Below are 15,695 nucleotides of genomic sequence, written 5' to 3' on the forward strand. Positions count from 1 at the left end.
GCCTGCCCTACACACCATGAGCCTGCGCCTAATGATCGTTGACGACAGCCGCATGTCGCGCCTCATCCTGCAGGGCCTGATCCTGCAGGCCCACCCCCAATGGACCATCGTGCATGCCAGCAGCGGCGAAGAAGCCCTGCAGCTGGTGCGCGAGAACCCCGTGGACCTCGTGTCCATGGACTTCAACATGGCCGGCATGAACGGCCTGGAGGCCGCCCTTGCGCTGCGCGAGATCCTGCCCGCCGTGCCGATTGCCATCCTCACGGCCAACGTGCAGACCGCCGTGCAGGGGCGCATCGAAGAAGCCGGCATGGTGTTCATCGCCAAGCCCATCACCGCCAGCGCAGCCACCCAGCTCGCGGCGCTGGCAGGAGCCTGACATGACGGTGCAGCTAGATACCGAACAAATCGACGCGCTCAGCGAGATCTTCAACATCGGCGTAGGCAAGGCCGCCGCCGCCATGGGCGCCCTCATGCACGACGAAGTGCTGCTGTCGGTGCCCCACGTGAGCATCTTCACCGTGAGCGAAGCCGCCCAGCAGCTGGGGGCCGCAGGCAGCACCATGTACGGCGTGCGCCAGCCGTTTCGCGGCACCTTCAACGGCGACGCCCTGCTGATCTTCCCTGGCCACAAGAGCCTGGAGATCGTGCGCATCGTCGCAGGCCAGAGCATGCCTGGCGAAGACCTCAGCGCCATCGAGCAGGACGCCATGACCGAGGTGGGCAACGTCATGCTCAACGCCTGCATCGCCGCGCTGTCCGACCTGCTGGGCAACGAATTCCAGCTCAGCCCCCCCAGCATCGACGTGGGCGACAGCCGCACCATCCTGGGCACCCGCATCCAGAACCACCTGGTGGTCTTCCTGCACATCCGCTTCGAGCTGCTCACCAGCCAGATTGAGGGGTTTGTGGTGTTTGTGCTCAACACCACATCGCTGGAAGGGCTGCGTGCGGCGGTAAACCGGCTGCTGGGGCGGCCGGCGGAGATGGACTGACGCCGAGGCCCGCGCGGTGCGCTGTGCGACACTCGCCACCCTTCGTTGCGCCACCCCATTGCGGCTGGCGCGCCCTGGACTCCACCTCCCGCCCCCATGCTCCGCTACCTCACCGTCCCCGTGACCGCGTTCCAACAGAACTGCTCCCTCGTCTGGTGCGATGCCACGCAGCAGGCCGCTGTGATCGACCCCGGGGGCGATCTGGATGTGCTGCTGGCTGAAATCCAGCGCCTGGGCCTCACGCTGTCGCAGATCTGGCTCACGCATGCGCACATCGACCATGCGGGGGGCACGGGCGAGCTGGCCACGCGTTTGGGGCTGCCCATCGTTGGGCCGCACCCGGGCGACCAGTTCTGGATTGATGGCCTGCCGCAGCAGAGCGCAATGTTCGGCTTTCCGCCCGCGCAGCATTTCACACCCACGCGTTGGCTGGCGGATGGCGACACGGTGCAGATTGGCGACGAGACGCTGGCCGTGCGCCACTGCCCCGGGCACACGCCCGGGCATGTGGTGTTCCATGCGCCGCAGATCGACCGGGCCTTTGTGGGCGATGTGCTGTTTGCGGGCAGCATCGGCCGCACGGATTTCCCGATGGGCAACCACCAGGATCTGATCGACAGCATCACCCAGCGCCTGTGGCCCATGGGCGACCAGACGGTGTTCATCCCCGGGCATGGACCGGAGAGCACCTTTGGCCGCGAGCGCAAGAGCAACCCCTACGTGGGCGGCACCTGAGGCGGTGCGCCCGCGCGCTGAAATTTATGCTTTTTTGGCCGTTACCGCGCACTGGATAAGCAGTAATAGCTATCAATTTTGAAGCAATAGACTCCCTACCCTGAAGCCCGGCGCGCCCACCAGGTCGCACGCCGGTCTCCATGGCAAGGGCCTCTCTCCACCTTAGAAGTCAAACGCGGCCGACAGGCGCACGGCACGCGGCGCGCCCACGTTCACCCGGCCTGCACCCCAGATGCTGTCGAAGTACGCGCGGTTGGCCAGGTTGGTGACCGTGGCGCGCAGCACCACGGGCTGTGCGCCAAAGCGCGTGGCGTAGCGTGCGCCCACGTCCAGCGTGGTCCAGGCGGGCAGCTTGACGCTGTTGTCGCCCGTGAGCCACTGGGCGCCCGTGTGGTTCACCCGGCCGTTGACCGACAGGCCCTGCACGCCGGGGATGGCCCAGTCGGCGCCCAGGTTGAGCGTGAGCTTGGGCACGCCGAACTGCGCACGGCCCTGGTTCACGCCCTTGGTGGTTTGGGTCTGCTCGGCCTCGGTGTAGGCCACGCCGCCCAGCAGGCTGAGCGCCGGGGTCAGCTGGCCGAACAGGTTCCATTCCACGCCCCGGTTGCGCTGCTCGCCATCGAGCACCTGGCGGTTGCCCGCCTCGATGAGCGCAGGCTTGCTGATCTGGAACAGGCTCACCGTTTGCGTAAGGCTGCCGCTCACCCACTTCACGCCCACCTCCATCTGCTTGCTTTTGTAGGGTTTGAAGGTTTCGCCCTCGTTGGCATAGGGTGCCTTCACGGTGGTGCCCGCGCTCAGGCCTTCCACGTAGTTGCCGTAGAGCGAGACGTTCTCGCCCCAGGGCTTGGCGACCACACCCACCAGCGGGGTCACGGCGCTTTCCTTGTACTTGTTGAGCTTCTGGTTCACCTGCTGCGCGCGCAAGCCCAGGGTGAGCTGCAGCTTGTCATCGGCAAACGCCAGGGTGTCCACCACGCTCAGCGCCGTCATCACGTCGTCGTTGAGCGTGTTGTAGGTGGATGCGGCACCACCGGCCGGCATGGTGATGGGCCGGGGGTGGTAGATGTTGCTGTTGATGGCGGCCGTGCCGTTGGCGCGGCTGCCGCCTTGGTAGTTCAACACATTGGCGGCCAGGGTGAGCTTGTGGGCCACGGCGCCGGTGCTGAACTGGCCGCGCAGGCCCAGCTCGGCCGTGGTGGTGTCGTACTCGCCCCAGGAGTTGTAGGCCGTGCCCGTGGCATTGCCGGTGGCGGCATTGGCCGGGGTCCACACGGGCCGGGTGCCGAAGATAAAGCCGTCGTAGGCATGCTCGGCCTTGCCCGCCGATGCAAACGCCGTCCAGCCCGCGCTGATCCGGGCCTGGCCGCGCACGAGGAGGCCCTGCGTCTGCGTGTTGCTGTACACGCCTTCGCCATAGAAAAAGTTGGTGGAGCCGTCGGGCGCCTTGGGCACCGTGGTCCAGCCGGTGAGGATGGGCTGCATGGGCGAGCCCTTGCGCACCTTGTTTGTCAGCGAATAGGCATCGGCCTCGATGTTCCAGCCCTCGCCCTGGTAGTCGAACGCCAGGTGGCCAATCTCGCGCGCCTTGGTCTGGTGGTCCAGCCAGGTTTCGCCGCCCGACAGCACGCCGTTGACGCGCACGCCCAGGCGCTGGTCCGCGCCAAAGCGGCGCGACACGTCGGCATGCACGCCCACGTTGGATTGGGTCGAATAGGTGGTGGTGACGCGCGTCAGCGGCTCCTTGCCCGCGCGCTTGGGCACGAGGTTGATGGCGCCGCCCACATCACCTGCAGGTGGCAGCCCCATCATCATGGCGCCGGGGCCCTTGAGCACTTCCACGCGCTCGAAGATCTCGGTGGGTGTGTTCTGCTCCGGCGCCAAGCCGTATGCGCCGTTGATGGCCAGGGAACCTGCGCCCACGCCAAAGCCCCGGATGATGAAGTTCTCGACGATATGGCCCTCGTTGGTGGTGGTGCGCACCGAGGGGTCGTTCTTGAGCACCGCGCCCACCGTCTGCGCCTGCTGGTCGGCAATGCCTTCGGCGGTGTAGCCCGTCATGTTGAAGGGCGTGTCCATCACGCCCACATTGCCCAGCACCCCCAGGCGCGTGCCCCGGGCCACCTTGCCGCCGGGCGCTGCGGCGGGCAGGCTCTCGGGCGCTTCGGCCGCCGCGTTCACGGTCACCTCCTTCAGCGCCACCGGGGCGGCCGGGCTTTGCGCCAGTGCCGCGCCTGCCCCGGCCAGCAAGGTCCACGCACAGGCCTGGGCGATCTGGCGCAGGGCAAAAGGATGGGCCGGGGAGGCACCCCGGGATGGGTGGCGAGTCTGCATAGAGGAAGTCCTGAATCAAAAACGGGAGGAAAGAAAGGGAAGAGCCGCCCCGGCAACGGATTGCAAACAAGAATGAGTGCGATTTCATGCAGAGCGCAAACCAACTCCTTGACGGAGCTGCGCAAAAGCGGTGCCCAGAATGCGCTGCGAGGCGTGCCGACGCGTTGCATCCGGCATGCAGCGATGGTTCCACGCGGCCCCTGGGCCTGTGTTTGCACGGCCAACAAAGATGTTTGCAGCACCCGCGCCGCCCGCAAAGAGCAAACGGCCAAGCCACGTTGGAGGCGCCTTCCCTGGAGAAACGCGCTGCAAAGGAATCAGGAGCCTCCAACCTCCCCACGCGCTCGCAATGGGCACGCCCCCGCCAGTGCCACCGTGGAGCTGGCTTTGCCAGGCCACGGGTGGCGTCCCCCTGGGGGGGAAGCCGCGAAGCGGCTCAGGGGGGCGTCAGATCCTCCCGCGGGCCAGCTTCGGCGGCATGCCGAACCGCTTGCGGTACGCCGTCGCAAAGTTGGCGGCGCTGTTGTAGCCCGCCACCAGCGCCGCCTGCCCCACCGTCAGCCCGTCCTGCTCCAGCGCGTGGCGCGCACGCTGCAGGCGGTGCTCGCGCACAAAGTCGAACACCGTGGTGCCGTACACGGCGCGGAAGTGGCGCTGCAGCGTGTTGGCATTGGTGCCCGCCTGGCGCGCCAGGGCGTCCAGGGACATGTCCATGGCGCCATCGGTCTGCAAAAAGGCGTGCAGCGCGCGCATGCGCTGGTGTTCATGGGGCAGCAGGCGCAGCGCGGCGGCAGCGGGGGCCGGTGCCGGGGCGGGCGCCGGTGCAGGCCCGGGGGCGTGCTGCGACAGGCTGGCCAGCGCCTCGCCCACCAGCTCCAGCGCGCGGCTTTCCAGGTACAGGTGCAGCAGCAGCGGGCTCAGGTCGGGCGCGCGGGTGATCTGCTCGGCCACGGCCGCAATGCGGGCCGAGGGCTGCCAGTGGTGCATGGCCAGGTGCTGGCGGCGAAAGGCTTCGATGGCATCTGACGCCGACGGGCCCGCCACCTGCTCCAGCCATTCGCCGCCCAGGCCCACGCTCACCCGGCGCGCATAGGCGCCCCGGCGGCCGCGCCGCTCAAACCGTTCGGGCTCGGCCACCGACACCAGCAGCGCACGCGGCAGGCCAGGCCCACGCGCAGGCTGGCTGGTGGCGCCGGACGACAAGGCCACGCGGCGCGGGCCATAGCTCACGTCCACCGAGCCCTCCAGCAGCAGCACGATGCGCAGGCCCGCCTCCATCTCGCCGCTGGCGGTGAAGTCCTGCACGTCGGCCGTGTCGTCGGCATGCAGGTGCAGCCCGGGACGCAGCACCCGCACGCGCTGCAAGTGGCGCTGCAGCGACGCCTGCATGCCTTCCGACGGCGGCGCCGAGGGCTGGACATGCAAGGGGCTGACAACGGACATGGGCAGGCGGGCTTTCCGGCAGGTGAAGGGACGGGACGGTGTGGCTCCGATAGCGGCAGAAGATGGGGCACGGGAAGGCCCTGGTCGCATCGGGCGCTGGCGCAAAGGTTTTTCTCCACCCCGCAAACACGGCGGGCACCGGGCCATGGGATGCTAGCAACTTGCGATAATAAATGCAAATGATTCTCAATAGTGATTTTTATCCGGTCCACCATCGGGCTGGCCTGCAAGCACCCTGCCATCCATGACCTTGACCCTTTCCCGCTGGCGGCCCGCCCAGGCGGCCCGCTACGTTTTGGCCACGTTCCTGTGCGCCCTGGCCGCTGCGGCCACCGCCCCCGCGCAAGCGCAAACCACCACCCACACCGTGACCGACCTGGCCGGTCGCAGCGTGACCCTGCCCGCCCAGGTGGACCGCATCCTGCTCGGCGAAGGCCGCCTGCTGCCCGCGCTGGGCGTGTTCGAGCGCCAGGATGTGGCCCGCCGCCTGGTGGGCATGATGGGCGACTACGAAACCCTGGACGCCGCTGGCTACGCCCAATGGCGCAACCGCTTCCCGCAGCTGGACAAGGTGCCGCGCGTGGGCCGCAACAACGCGGGCAGCTTCAGCGACGAGCAGGCGATTGCGCTGCGCCCGCAGCTGGCCATCCTGGGCCTGGCGGGCGGCCATGGCCCGAGCAAGAACGACCGCGAAACCCTGGCCCGCCTGGAAGCGGCCGGTGTGGCCGTGGTGTTTGTGGATTTCCGCCACGACCCGCTCAAGAACACCACCCGCAGCATGGAGCTGCTGGGCGCCGTGCTGGGCAAGCGCCAAGAGGCCCAGGCCTTCAACAGTTTTTGGCGCGCGCAGCTGGAGCGCGTCGAGTCGCGCCTGCGCAGCCTGCCTGCGGGCACCCGCCACCCGGCCGTGTTCCTGGAAAACCGCGTGGGCCTGGCCGACGAATGCTGCGCCACCATGGTGGGCCTGGTGGGCGTGCTGCTGGATGCCGCAGGCGCCGACAATGTGGCGCGCGGCCGCATCCCGGGCGAACACGGCACGCTGAACCCCGAGTTTCTGATTGCCACACAGCCCCGGCTGTACATCGGCACCGGCATCGGCAGCATGGCCACGGCCGAGAAGTCGCCGCTGCGCATCGTGCTGGGGGCCGACGCCACGCCCGAGGCGGCCCGCGCTTCGCTGCTGCGCGCCACGCAGCGCCGGGGCATCGCCCAGCTGCAGGCCGTGCAGCAGCCGGGCCGCGCGCACGCCATCTGGCACCACTACTACAACTCGCCCTTCAACGTGGTGGCCGTGCAGGTGTTCGCCAAATGGCTGCACCCCGAGCTGTTTGCCGACCTGGACCCACGCGCCACGCTGCAGACGATGTTCACCCAATTCCAGCCCATCCCGCTGACCGGCGTGTACTGGACCAGCCTCTGATGCCCGTGCCCTACCCCGCGCCAGGCAACACGCGCCGCGCGCTGCTGGCCGCCGGTGCTGGCGCCAGCCTGGGCCTGCTGGGTGGCTGCGCCAGCGGTGGCCCGGCGGCGCCCGCACAGTTGCTGCAGGCCCCCGCCGCCACACTGCCAGGCACCCACCAGCAGGACCTGCGCGACCCGGCCAGCGGCCACACCTGGCGCATCTGGGTGCAGCGCCCCGCAGGCCCCGCGCCCGCCACGGGCCACCCGGTGCTGTATGTGCTGGACGGCAACGCCGCCTTTGCGCTGGCCGCGCAGCTGGCCCGCAACGACGCCGCGCGCCCGCCCGAGCTGCGGCCCGACGCGGCCATCGTGGTGGGCATTGGGCACCCCGGCGACGCGGTGATCCACCCCGCCGAGCGCCAGCGCGACTACACCCCACCGCCGCCGGGCGGCAGCGCCACACCCCAGGCGGGCGGCGCCGACCGGCTGCTCGGCTTCATCGCCCGCGAACTGCAGCCGCGCATCACGCAGGCCTTTGCCATCGATGCGCAGCGCCAGACGATCACCGGCCACTCCTTTGGCGGCCTGTTCGTGCTGCATGCGCTGTTCACGCGCCCGGCGCAGTTCACCCGCTACGCGGCCACCAGCCCGTCGGTGTGGTGGAACCAGGGCCAGGTGCTGCAGACGGCAGCGCAGTTCATGCAGGCGCATGCCACAGCGCCCCGCGCCTTCAGCGCCCGGCTGCAGCTGCGCGTGGGCAGCCTGGAGCATGCGCAAGCGGCCGCCACGCCCGCGCGCGCCGCCGTGCAGGCCGAGCGCCGCCTGCTGGAGCGCACCGAGGCGCTGGCGCAGCAGCTCACGGCCCTGCAATGGCCCGCGCTGCATGTGCAGATGGCCGTGTTGCCCGGCCTGGACCATGGCAGCGTGATGCTGCCCGGCCTGGTCGATGCATTGGCGCTGGCGCAGCAGGCGCGCTGAGCCTTTCACCCCCCTTTTGCAATGTCTGCCGTGCCTGATTCCGCAACCGCCTTGGCCTCCGCTGCCACCTCCCCCACCCCACCGCCCGCTGGCGCGCTCGCGCAGCGCTACCGGCATTTCGTGCGCCGCCGCCTGCTGCTGCTGGCCGCACTGCTGGCCGTGCTGTGCGCCAGCGTGGTGGCCGACATTGCGCTGGGGCCCTCCACTTTCGCGTTTGCCGATGTGCTGCGCGGCCTGTTCACGCCCGGCGCGCTGCCCCAGGCGCAGCAGGTCATCCTGTGGGAGGTGCGCCTGCCTTATGCGGTGATGGCCGTGCTGGTGGGCGCCAGCCTGGGCCTGGCCGGGGCCGAGATGCAGACCGCGCTGAACAACCCGCTGGCCAGCCCGTTCACGCTGGGCGTGTCGGCCGCCGCCGCCGTGGGCGCCTCGGCCGCCGTGGTCAGCGGCTTCACGCTGCTGGCCTGGGGCGAGAACCTAGCCGTGCCGCTGTGCGCCTTTGTGGGCGCGGCCTGCGCCACGGCGCTGATCCAGCTGCTGGCCTGGCGCCAGGGCGCGACGGTGGACACGGTGGTGCTGTTCGGCATTGCGCTGCTGCTCAGCTTCGAGGCGCTGCTGTGGTTGTTGCAGTTCATCGCCGACAGCAATGCGCTGCAGCAGATCGTGTTCTGGACCATGGGCAGCCTGAGCCGCGCCACCTGGACCAAGATCGGCATCGTGGGCACGGTGCTGTCGCTGTGCCTGCTGTGGTCGGCGCGCCAGGCCTGGGCGCTCACGGCGCTGCGCGCGGGCGAGGACCAGGCGCGCAGCTTTGGCATCGCGGTGGAGCGGCTGCGCCTGGTGACGCTGCTGCGCGTGAGCCTGCTGGCGGCCACGGCGCTGTCGTTCGTGGGCACGATCGGCTTTGTGGGCCTGGTGGGGCCGCACATCGCGCGCATGCTGCTGGGCGAAGACCACCGCTACTACCTGCCGGGCAGCGCGCTGGCCGGGGCGCTGATGCTGTCGCTCGCGTCCATCCTGAGCAAGGCGCTGGTGCCGGGCGTGGTGCTGCCGATTGGCATCATCACCGCGCTGGTGGGCGTGCCGCTGTTCATGACCCTGGTGCTGCGCCAACGGAGGGTGGCATGAAGGACGGCCTGCAGATCGACCAGCTCACCGCCGGGTACCCCGGCCGCCCCGTGCTGCAGGGCGTGACACTGCCGGGCGTGCCCGCAGGCACGCTGGTGGCCGTGGTGGGCCCCAATGCCGTGGGCAAGTCCACGCTGCTCAAGGCCGTGGCCGGGTTGCGGCCTGCGCAGGGCCGCGTGTGGCTGGAGGGCACCGACCTGGCCACGCTGGCGCCGCGCGAGCGCCTGCGCCGCGTGGGCTACCTGCCGCAGGCACTACCGCAGAGCACCTCGCTCGTGGCCTACGAAACCTGGCAGAGCGCGCTGCGCGCCAGCCGCAGCGAATGGAGCACCGCCCAGCGCGAGGCGGCCATCGAGTCGGTGGTGGCCACGCTGGGCCTGCAGGCGCTGGCGCTGCGGCGACTGGACGAACTCTCAGGCGGGCAGCGCCAGATGGTGGGCCTGGCCCAGGTCATCGTGCGTGCGCCGCGCCTCTTGCTGCTGGACGAGCCCACCAGCGCGCTCGACCTGCGCTGGCAATTGCAGGTGCTGCAGGCCGTGCGCGCCCTGGTGCTCCAGCAGGGTGCGATCGGCCTGGTGGCCGTGCACGACCTGAACCTGGCCCTGCGTTTTTGCCAGCATGTGCTGGTGCTGGGCGGCGGCAGCGTGCTGGCGGCGGGCGCCCCGGCCACCGTGCTCACCCCCGCGCTGCTGCAGCGCGCCTATGGCGTACTGGCCCGCGTGGAGCGCTGCTCCGAGGGCCACCTGCTGGTGCTGGCCGACGCGGCGCTGCCGCAATAGCCCCTTCACTTTCCGCACAACAACGACACCCACCCATGATGCGACGCGAGGGCCATGTGCCCACCCCCGAGGCCAGCCGCTATCTGCAGCGCCTGTGCTACCACTTCACGCGCAAGATCCGCGTGGACTACGACGAGCACCGGGGCGAGGCCCACTTCCCCTGGGGCCTGTGTGTGCTGCGCGCCGACAGCGAAGCGCTGCACTTTGACTGCAGCGCCGAGGACGACGCCAGCCTGGCGCGGGTGCAGTTCGCCATCGACTCGCATGTGGAGCTGTTCTCGCGCAAGAGCCCCGTGGCCGTGAGCTGGCAGCCCGTCCAGACCGGGTAAGCATGCGCCGGGCCTTCGGGTCCAAAGGGCGACCTGCGGCGGCCTGGGGCGGCCCGATACCGCAAATGGCAGGCATTGACCTGCCAGATCGGAAGATGGCCCACCCGCCAGCTTTCTAGGATGTGACATTTTGTTAAGAACCCGCGTGCAGAAGGAGCGCACCGGGCCCCGTCACGCCATGGCATCCTCTGCAAGCACCCCCTCCCCCAGCGCCCGTCCGCCCCGCCCCTTTGCCGTTCCGCAGCGTGGCTCCAGCGTGGCTGGCAAGGCCTACTGGGCCATGGCGCAAAGGGTGGCCTTGACGGCAGCAGCCATCGACTGCGGGTACATCGCACTTTTCCTCTGGCTGGGATCGCTGCCGCTGGCGCTGGTCAACGTGGGCAGCATCGCGATGTACCTGGTCGCGTATGCGCTCATCCAGCGGCGGCACAACACGGCGGGCATCCTGCTGATCTGGCTGGAGGTGGTTGCCCACTCGGCGCTGGGTTCGCTGCTGGTGGGCTGGGACAGCGGTTTTCACTACTACCTGCTGCTGTTCATCCCGGCCGTCGTGATTGCCAATTCAGGCCGGTACGCCACGCCGATCGTGCTGGCGTTGCTGGCCTATTACCTGGGCCTGCGCTGGGCCTGCGACCACTGGGGCGCCCTGGCGCCGCTGGCGGGCAAGGGGCAGCAGATCGTCAACGCCATCCACGTCTGCGTGGTGTTTGGCATGTTTGCGGCGCTGGCCGCGTTCTACCGCCGCACCATCCTCATCGCTGAAAACCGGCTGCTCAAACAGGCCACGCTGGATGCCCTGACCGGGCTGAACAACCGTGCCCATTTCTACACCCTGGCAGGGCATACGCTGGCGCGCATCCAGCGCACGGGCGAGCCGGTGGCGCTGCTGCTGTGCGACATCGACCACTTCAAGCAGGTCAACGACCGCCATGGCCATGCCACGGGCGACCAGGTGCTGGTGACGGTGGCGGGGGTGCTCTCCCGCAACCTGCGCGAGAGCGATGTGATCGCCCGCTGGGGCGGCGAGGAGTTTCTGGCGCTGATGCCTGCCAGCCCCCTGGCCTCTGCGCTGGAGGTGGCAGAGCGCATCCGGGTGGCCATCGAACAGACCACCGTGTACCACCAGAACAACCCGGTGCCGCTGACCATGTCTTTCGGGGTGGTGCAGGTGGCCAGCGGTGACGACCTGCAGGCCGCCATTGCACGGGCCGACAAGGCGCTGTACCAAAGCAAACACGGCGGCCGCAACCGCGTCACGGCGGGCTGACGCCCGGTGGCGGGCAATGCGTGCCGGCCCGCGCCTGCGGAGCAGCCGATCCTGGGTCAGCCGTTCCGGCGAGCCGCTTCGTACAGCCCCTGCACCTTGGGCACGTTCTGCTCCAGCTCCTTGATGCGCGCGGGCCCCGAGGGGTGGGTGGACAAAAACGCCAGCCCGCCCTGCTTGCCGCCCGTGGCGTTGCCCATCTTCTGCCACAGGCTCACGGCGGCGGAGGGCTGGTAGCCGCCGCGCGCGGCCAGCTCCAGGCCCACCAGGTCGGCATCACTTTCGTCCGAGCGGCTGAACTGCAGCGTGAGCAGTTGCCCGCCCAGCCCGGCCGCCGCCTGGCCCAGGTCGCCCAGGCCCAGCAGCTGCGAGCCCAGGCGCAGCGCCAGGTTGGTGCCCTGCGTCTTGGCAATGCGCTCGCGCGCGTGTTCGCGCAGCGCGTGGGCCATTTCGTGGCCCATGATCATCGCGGCCTCGTCGTCGGTGAGCTTGAGCTGGTCAAGGATGCCGGTATAGAACGCGATCTTGCCGCCGGGCATGCAAAACGCGTTGATCTGCTGGCTGCCGATGAGGTTGACCTCCCAGCGCCATTGCTTGGCGCGGTCGTTCCACGGCGTGGTGAACGGGATCAGCCGCTTGGCAATGGCGTGCAAGCGCTGCAGCTGGGGGTGGTTGTCGGGGGCCAGCGCGCGTTTGGCGCGGGCTTGCTCCAGCATCTGGCGGTATTGCTGGGCGGCGGAGTTTTCGAGCGTCTCGGCGGGCACCAGCTTGCGCAGGCTGGAGGACGAGCCCACGTCCACCTGCGCCAGCACCGGCGTGGCTGCGGCAGCACCCGCTGCCAGCAAAAAAAAGGCCCGGCGCGCAGACCAGGGGGACGAGGGTGCGGCGGAAGGGGTGGGGCAAAAGAGGCACATACCAGAATCACCTGAAGGAAAAATGACTTACGCAAAACAGGCCTCAGGCACACGGATCCAGCCACGCCAAGGTGGCTGTTGCATCCCGATTTGCGTAAGTCCTGGGAATAATAGGCGGCGCTGACCGACCCTGTGGTTTGCAGCAGCGTCTGCCACCCAGATGGAGGCAGCGGGGCTGGACGACAAGGGTGTCGGCGATGATAGACAAAACCCCCGCCCGCCCATGTCAGACACCTCCACGTCCTCCTCCCCCAGCATTTCGCCCGAAAAACCCGCCCGCACCCCCTGGCTGCAGACCCTGCGCGTGTACCTGGAGCCCGCCAGCCTGCGCATGCTCACGCTCGGGTTCTCGGCCGGGCTGCCGCTGCTGCTGGTGCTGGGCACGCTCTCGTTTCGCCTGCGCGAGGCGGGCATCGACCGCAGCACCATCGGCTACCTCAGTTGGGTGGGCCTGGCCTATGGCTTCAAGTGGGTGTGGGCGCCGCTGGTGGACCGCATGCCGATCCCACTGCTCACCCCGGCGCTGGGGCGCCGCCGCAGCTGGCTGCTGCTGTCGCAGGCGCTGATCGTGGCCGGGCTGGTGGGCATGGCGCTGGCCGACCCGCGCCACACGCTCGGGCCCATCGTGTGGTGCGCGCTGGCGGTGGCGTTTGGCTCGGCCACACAGGACATTGCGCTCGACGCGTTCCGCATCGAGTCGGCCGATGCCAACCACCAGGCGGCGCTGGCGGCCTCGTACCAGACGGGCTACCGGCTGGCGATGATCTGGGCCGGGGCGGGCGTGCTGTGGATTGCGGCCCGCGCCGAGGTGGCGCCCGCCGTGGGCCAGGCCGTGCTGCAGGGCGTTGTACAGGGCGCGGCACAAGGCACCGTGGCGTACCAGAACGGTGCCTGGCAAACGGCCTATCTGGTGATGGCGGCGTCCATGGCCGTGGGCGTGGTCACCGTGCTGTTCTCGCGCGAGCCCGCGCCGGTGGCGCTGCCCCCGGCCAAGAACGCCGCCGAGTGGATCCAGGGCGCGCTGGTGGCGCCATTTGCCGATTTTCTGCGCCGCTACGGCTGGCATGCGGCACTGATCCTCGCACTCATCGCCGTCTACCGCATCAGCGATGTGGTCATGGGCATCATGGCCAACCCGTTTTACGTTGACATGGGCTTCACCAAGGACGAGGTGGCCGCCGTGACCAAGGTGTATGGCGTGGTGATGACGCTGCTGGGCGCCTTTGTGGGCGGCGTGTTGTCGATGCGCTTTGGCGTGATGCGCATCCTGATGCTGGGCGCGATCCTGAGCGCGGCCAGCAACCTGCTGTTTGCCTGGCTCGCGGGCCACGGGCACGACGTGACGGCGCTGATTGCCGTGGTCTCGGCCGACAACCTGGCCAGCGGCATCGCCTCGGCCGCGTTCATCGCCTACCTGTCGAGCCTGACCAACGTGAGCTACTCGGCCACGCAGTACGCGCTGTTCAGCTCGATGATGCTGCTGCTGCCGAAGTTTGTGGCGGGCTTCTCGGGCGACTATGTGGATGCGTTTGGCTATGCGCACTTCTTCACATCGACGGCGCTGCTGGGGCTGCCGGTGCTGGTGCTGGTGTGGCTGGCGTCCCGGGTGCAGGCAACGCGATCTGGACACAAGTCCCCTGACCCGGTGCAGCCGTGATCTCCAGGAGGGCGCCGATGGCCTGCGCTCTTGCCCGCATGTTGGACAGTCCCTGGCCCCTTGTCTGGACCGTGCTGTCCATGCCGATCCCGTTGTCAGCAATCTCCAGCACCAGGCGCGGCGACTGGTGCAGCATCTCCGGCTGGTAGCGGGCACACACCCGCACACTGGTCGCCTGGGCATGCCGCAGCACATTGGTGAAGGCTTCCAGCAGGATGCGCTGGATCTGCAGCACCATGTGCGGCGTCAGGCCGTCCAGGGTAGGCAACTCCTCCACCTGCCAGTCCACCTGAATTCCTGTGGCTGCCAGGCGCGGCTGCAGCCGGTATCGCAGCGTGGCCAACACAGTGGCCAGGTCACCATCCACCGGCTGCATGGCGTCCACGGCCATGCGCAGTTCATCCAGCGCGGCGTTCGCATGCTCACGCAGCTCGGCGCGACTGGCGCGACCCTTGCCGATGAGGCTGAGCAAGCCCACCAATTGCGAGCCCACGCCATCGTGGATGTCGCGCATGATGCGCTGGCGCTCCAGCAACGCGGCATGCTGGGCGTGCTCCTGCTGCAGCAGCGCATAGCTGACCTGCAGCTCCTGCTCTCGCTGGCGCACTTTCTCGTCCAGCGAATTGCGCAGTCCTTGGTATGCGCGCACCTGCCGCGCGTAACGGTTCAGGATGAGCCAGCCCATGAGCAATGCAAACAGCATCGTGGCCAGGGGCAGATAAGAAGAGCGGCCCACACTTTCGGTGGACACCCGAATTTCCAGGAAGTCGTAAAGACCAGCGCCAAGAGGAATGAAGCAGGCAAGACACAACGCTACGGCCTCTGTCTGCCTCGCCACCAAGGCATCACGGGCCGCCATGGCATAGGTCCAGACAGAAGGCACGAACAGCAGCGCCAGGCCCGCTGTCCAGCACCAAGGCTTGCCCAAGCCGTAGGCGCACCACACCAGCACGGCTTCGGCCACCAGCAAGGCCCAAAAGCCACGCCGGACGCCCATGCCGTCGCGGCCCAGCAAAGCCAGCGAGAACCGCACCAGCAGCAGCATATGCACCGTCAATGAGAAGGCCACGATCCCGCCCCACAGAGGCCAGCCCAGGGGGGGCACCTCCCACAGCCGGTCGCCATATCGCAGCATGCCAAAAGGTGCGCACAGCGCGAAGTAGCCATACACGGGTTCAGGGTTGAGGTACCAGAGCCCCCCGGCAATCACCCCCGTGAGTGCCAGCACAAACACCACAGCAACGGCCCCCCACTGCCGCCAGACGTAGCGCTCGCGGTACTGCGGCAGCAAACTGGCTTCGGTGCCAAAGCGTGGCGCCGCCAACCCACCCCAGCGCACCGGTTGCACCGCTATGCGCACCTCCAGCACCGTGGGTGTGGTGGCGGAAAGCAGGCTCGCCGGCACGGGCACCCACAGCGGCGCCTTGGTCGCGTCGTGGCGGCTGTCGCCCAGAACGCCGCGATGCGCAATCAAATCGCCCCCCACAAAAATTTCCACCTGATTGCCGACCCGAGAGAAGAAGAGCCCCCGCAGCACACCATCTGCCGGAACCGGCGGCAGCTCCAGCCGATAGCGCGCACGCCCCGCGCGACCCGGGTAGGCTTTGTCCCAGAGGTGCGGAAGTGTCACCAGACCGGCCCAGGCCGCCGCACCCTCAGGCTCCAGGTAGGCCTGCGCGAAGTCAAGGGTGATTGGCTCCTCCTGCGCAAAGGCCCCGCCACACAGCAACAAGGACAACGC

At 68.8% G+C, this 15,695-nt stretch carries 14 protein-coding genes; 10 read left to right on the forward strand and 4 right to left on the reverse strand.

All coding sequences use genetic code 11. From position 1 onward, the window contains the following. Nucleotides 1-16 precede the first annotated feature (16 nt). From A1D30_RS12135 to A1D30_RS12145, 3 genes are all read left to right on the forward strand, one after another. Entirely contained in the window at nucleotides 17-379 is a 363-nt protein-coding gene (locus A1D30_RS12135) for a response regulator (RefSeq protein ID WP_063460984.1), read from the forward strand. A 1-nt stretch (nucleotide 380) separates the two neighbouring features. Then, entirely contained in the window at nucleotides 381-995 is a 615-nt protein-coding gene (locus A1D30_RS12140) for a hypothetical protein (protein WP_063460985.1), read from the forward strand. Between the two features lie 96 nt (nucleotides 996-1,091). Next, nucleotides 1,092-1,730: an MBL fold metallo-hydrolase gene (locus tag A1D30_RS12145; RefSeq protein WP_063460986.1), complete on the forward strand. Its 639-nt coding sequence runs from the start codon at nucleotides 1,092-1,094 to the stop codon at nucleotides 1,728-1,730. 162 nt (nucleotides 1,731-1,892) lie between these two features. Here the strand turns inward: A1D30_RS12145 and A1D30_RS12150 are convergent, their stop codons facing one another. Both A1D30_RS12150 and A1D30_RS12155 read right to left on the reverse strand, forming a co-directional pair. After that, on the reverse strand, nucleotides 1,893-4,064 hold the full coding sequence (locus A1D30_RS12150) for a TonB-dependent siderophore receptor (protein WP_063460987.1): 2,172 nt from the start codon (nucleotides 4,062-4,064) through the stop codon (nucleotides 1,893-1,895). Nucleotides 4,065-4,511: 447 nt separating this feature from the next. Next, on the reverse strand, nucleotides 4,512-5,507 hold the full coding sequence (locus tag A1D30_RS12155; RefSeq protein ID WP_242421876.1) for a helix-turn-helix transcriptional regulator: 996 nt from the start codon (nucleotides 5,505-5,507) through the stop codon (nucleotides 4,512-4,514). A gap of 244 nt (nucleotides 5,508-5,751) precedes the next feature. Here A1D30_RS12155 and A1D30_RS12160 point away from each other — a divergent pair, with 244 nt between their 5' ends. The 6 genes from A1D30_RS12160 (at nucleotide 5,752) to A1D30_RS12185 (ending at nucleotide 11,386) form a co-directional block, all read left to right on the forward strand. After that, on the forward strand, nucleotides 5,752-6,927 hold the full coding sequence (locus tag A1D30_RS12160; protein ID WP_063460989.1) for an ABC transporter substrate-binding protein: 1,176 nt from the start codon (nucleotides 5,752-5,754) through the stop codon (nucleotides 6,925-6,927). Continuing rightward, the gene (locus A1D30_RS12165) at nucleotides 6,927-7,886 is read left to right on the forward strand and encodes an alpha/beta hydrolase-fold protein (protein WP_063460990.1); all 960 of its coding nucleotides are present in this window, start codon (nucleotides 6,927-6,929) and stop codon (nucleotides 7,884-7,886) included. Before A1D30_RS12160 ends, A1D30_RS12165 begins: the two co-directional genes overlap by 1 nt. A 21-nt stretch (nucleotides 7,887-7,907) precedes the next feature. After that, complete coding sequence (locus tag A1D30_RS12170) at nucleotides 7,908-9,011, forward strand: iron ABC transporter permease (RefSeq protein WP_063460991.1); 1,104 nt, start codon at nucleotides 7,908-7,910, stop codon at nucleotides 9,009-9,011. Then, a complete protein-coding gene (locus A1D30_RS12175; RefSeq protein WP_063460992.1) occupies nucleotides 9,008-9,790 on the forward strand; it encodes an ABC transporter ATP-binding protein in 783 nt (260 codons plus the stop codon). The genes A1D30_RS12170 and A1D30_RS12175 overlap by 4 nt, the downstream gene beginning before the upstream one ends. Before the next feature lie 35 nt (nucleotides 9,791-9,825). Next, the gene (locus A1D30_RS12180; protein WP_063460993.1) at nucleotides 9,826-10,119 is read left to right on the forward strand and encodes a DUF2218 domain-containing protein; all 294 of its coding nucleotides are present in this window, start codon (nucleotides 9,826-9,828) and stop codon (nucleotides 10,117-10,119) included. Between the two features lie 178 nt (nucleotides 10,120-10,297). Beyond that, on the forward strand, nucleotides 10,298-11,386 hold the full coding sequence (locus tag A1D30_RS12185) for a diguanylate cyclase (RefSeq protein ID WP_082836433.1): 1,089 nt from the start codon (nucleotides 10,298-10,300) through the stop codon (nucleotides 11,384-11,386). Between the two features lie 56 nt (nucleotides 11,387-11,442). On the opposite strand, the gene A1D30_RS12190 is transcribed toward A1D30_RS12185, so the two are convergent. Continuing rightward, on the reverse strand, nucleotides 11,443-12,297 hold the full coding sequence (locus tag A1D30_RS12190) for a M48 family metallopeptidase (RefSeq protein ID WP_063460995.1): 855 nt from the start codon (nucleotides 12,295-12,297) through the stop codon (nucleotides 11,443-11,445). Between the two features lie 223 nt (nucleotides 12,298-12,520). On the opposite strand from A1D30_RS12190, the gene A1D30_RS12195 reads away from it, so the two are divergent. Beyond that, complete coding sequence (locus tag A1D30_RS12195; RefSeq protein ID WP_063461070.1) at nucleotides 12,521-13,954, forward strand: MFS transporter; 1,434 nt, start codon at nucleotides 12,521-12,523, stop codon at nucleotides 13,952-13,954. Here A1D30_RS12195 and A1D30_RS12200 read toward each other — a convergent pair. After that, a complete protein-coding gene (locus A1D30_RS12200; protein ID WP_131798454.1) occupies nucleotides 13,845-15,692 on the reverse strand; it encodes an ATP-binding protein in 1,848 nt (615 codons plus the stop codon). The genes A1D30_RS12195 and A1D30_RS12200 overlap by 110 nt on opposite strands. Nucleotides 15,693-15,695 lie beyond the last annotated feature (3 nt).

The organism is Acidovorax sp. GW101-3H11 (assembly GCF_001633105.1).
Lineage (GTDB): Bacteria > Pseudomonadota > Gammaproteobacteria > Burkholderiales > Burkholderiaceae_C > Acidovorax.

Excerpts from the sequence above, each read along its gene's own strand:
- A1D30_RS12135 (WP_063460984.1), top strand. The coding sequence starts at position 17 with ATGAGCCTGCGCCTAATGATCGTTGACGACAGCCGCATGTCGCGCCTC.
- A1D30_RS12175 (WP_063460992.1), top strand. The coding sequence starts at position 9,008 with ATGAAGGACGGCCTGCAGATCGACCAGCTCACCGCCGGGTACCCCGGC.
- A1D30_RS12180 (WP_063460993.1), top strand. The coding sequence starts at position 9,826 with ATGATGCGACGCGAGGGCCATGTGCCCACCCCCGAGGCCAGCCGCTAT.
- A1D30_RS12190 (WP_063460995.1), bottom strand. The coding sequence starts at position 12,297 with ATGTGCCTCTTTTGCCCCACCCCTTCCGCCGCACCCTCGTCCCCCTGG.
- A1D30_RS12165 (WP_063460990.1), top strand. The coding sequence starts at position 6,927 with ATGCCCGTGCCCTACCCCGCGCCAGGCAACACGCGCCGCGCGCTGCTG.
- A1D30_RS12185 (WP_082836433.1), top strand. The coding sequence starts at position 10,298 with ATGGCATCCTCTGCAAGCACCCCCTCCCCCAGCGCCCGTCCGCCCCGC.
- A1D30_RS12170 (WP_063460991.1), top strand. The coding sequence starts at position 7,908 with ATGTCTGCCGTGCCTGATTCCGCAACCGCCTTGGCCTCCGCTGCCACC.
- A1D30_RS12145 (WP_063460986.1), top strand. The coding sequence starts at position 1,092 with ATGCTCCGCTACCTCACCGTCCCCGTGACCGCGTTCCAACAGAACTGC.
- A1D30_RS12160 (WP_063460989.1), top strand. The coding sequence starts at position 5,752 with ATGACCTTGACCCTTTCCCGCTGGCGGCCCGCCCAGGCGGCCCGCTAC.
- A1D30_RS12140 (WP_063460985.1), top strand. The coding sequence starts at position 381 with ATGACGGTGCAGCTAGATACCGAACAAATCGACGCGCTCAGCGAGATC.
- A1D30_RS12195 (WP_063461070.1), top strand. The coding sequence starts at position 12,521 with ATGTCAGACACCTCCACGTCCTCCTCCCCCAGCATTTCGCCCGAAAAA.
- A1D30_RS12150 (WP_063460987.1), bottom strand. The coding sequence starts at position 4,064 with ATGCAGACTCGCCACCCATCCCGGGGTGCCTCCCCGGCCCATCCTTTT.
- A1D30_RS12155 (WP_242421876.1), bottom strand. The coding sequence starts at position 5,507 with ATGTCCGTTGTCAGCCCCTTGCATGTCCAGCCCTCGGCGCCGCCGTCG.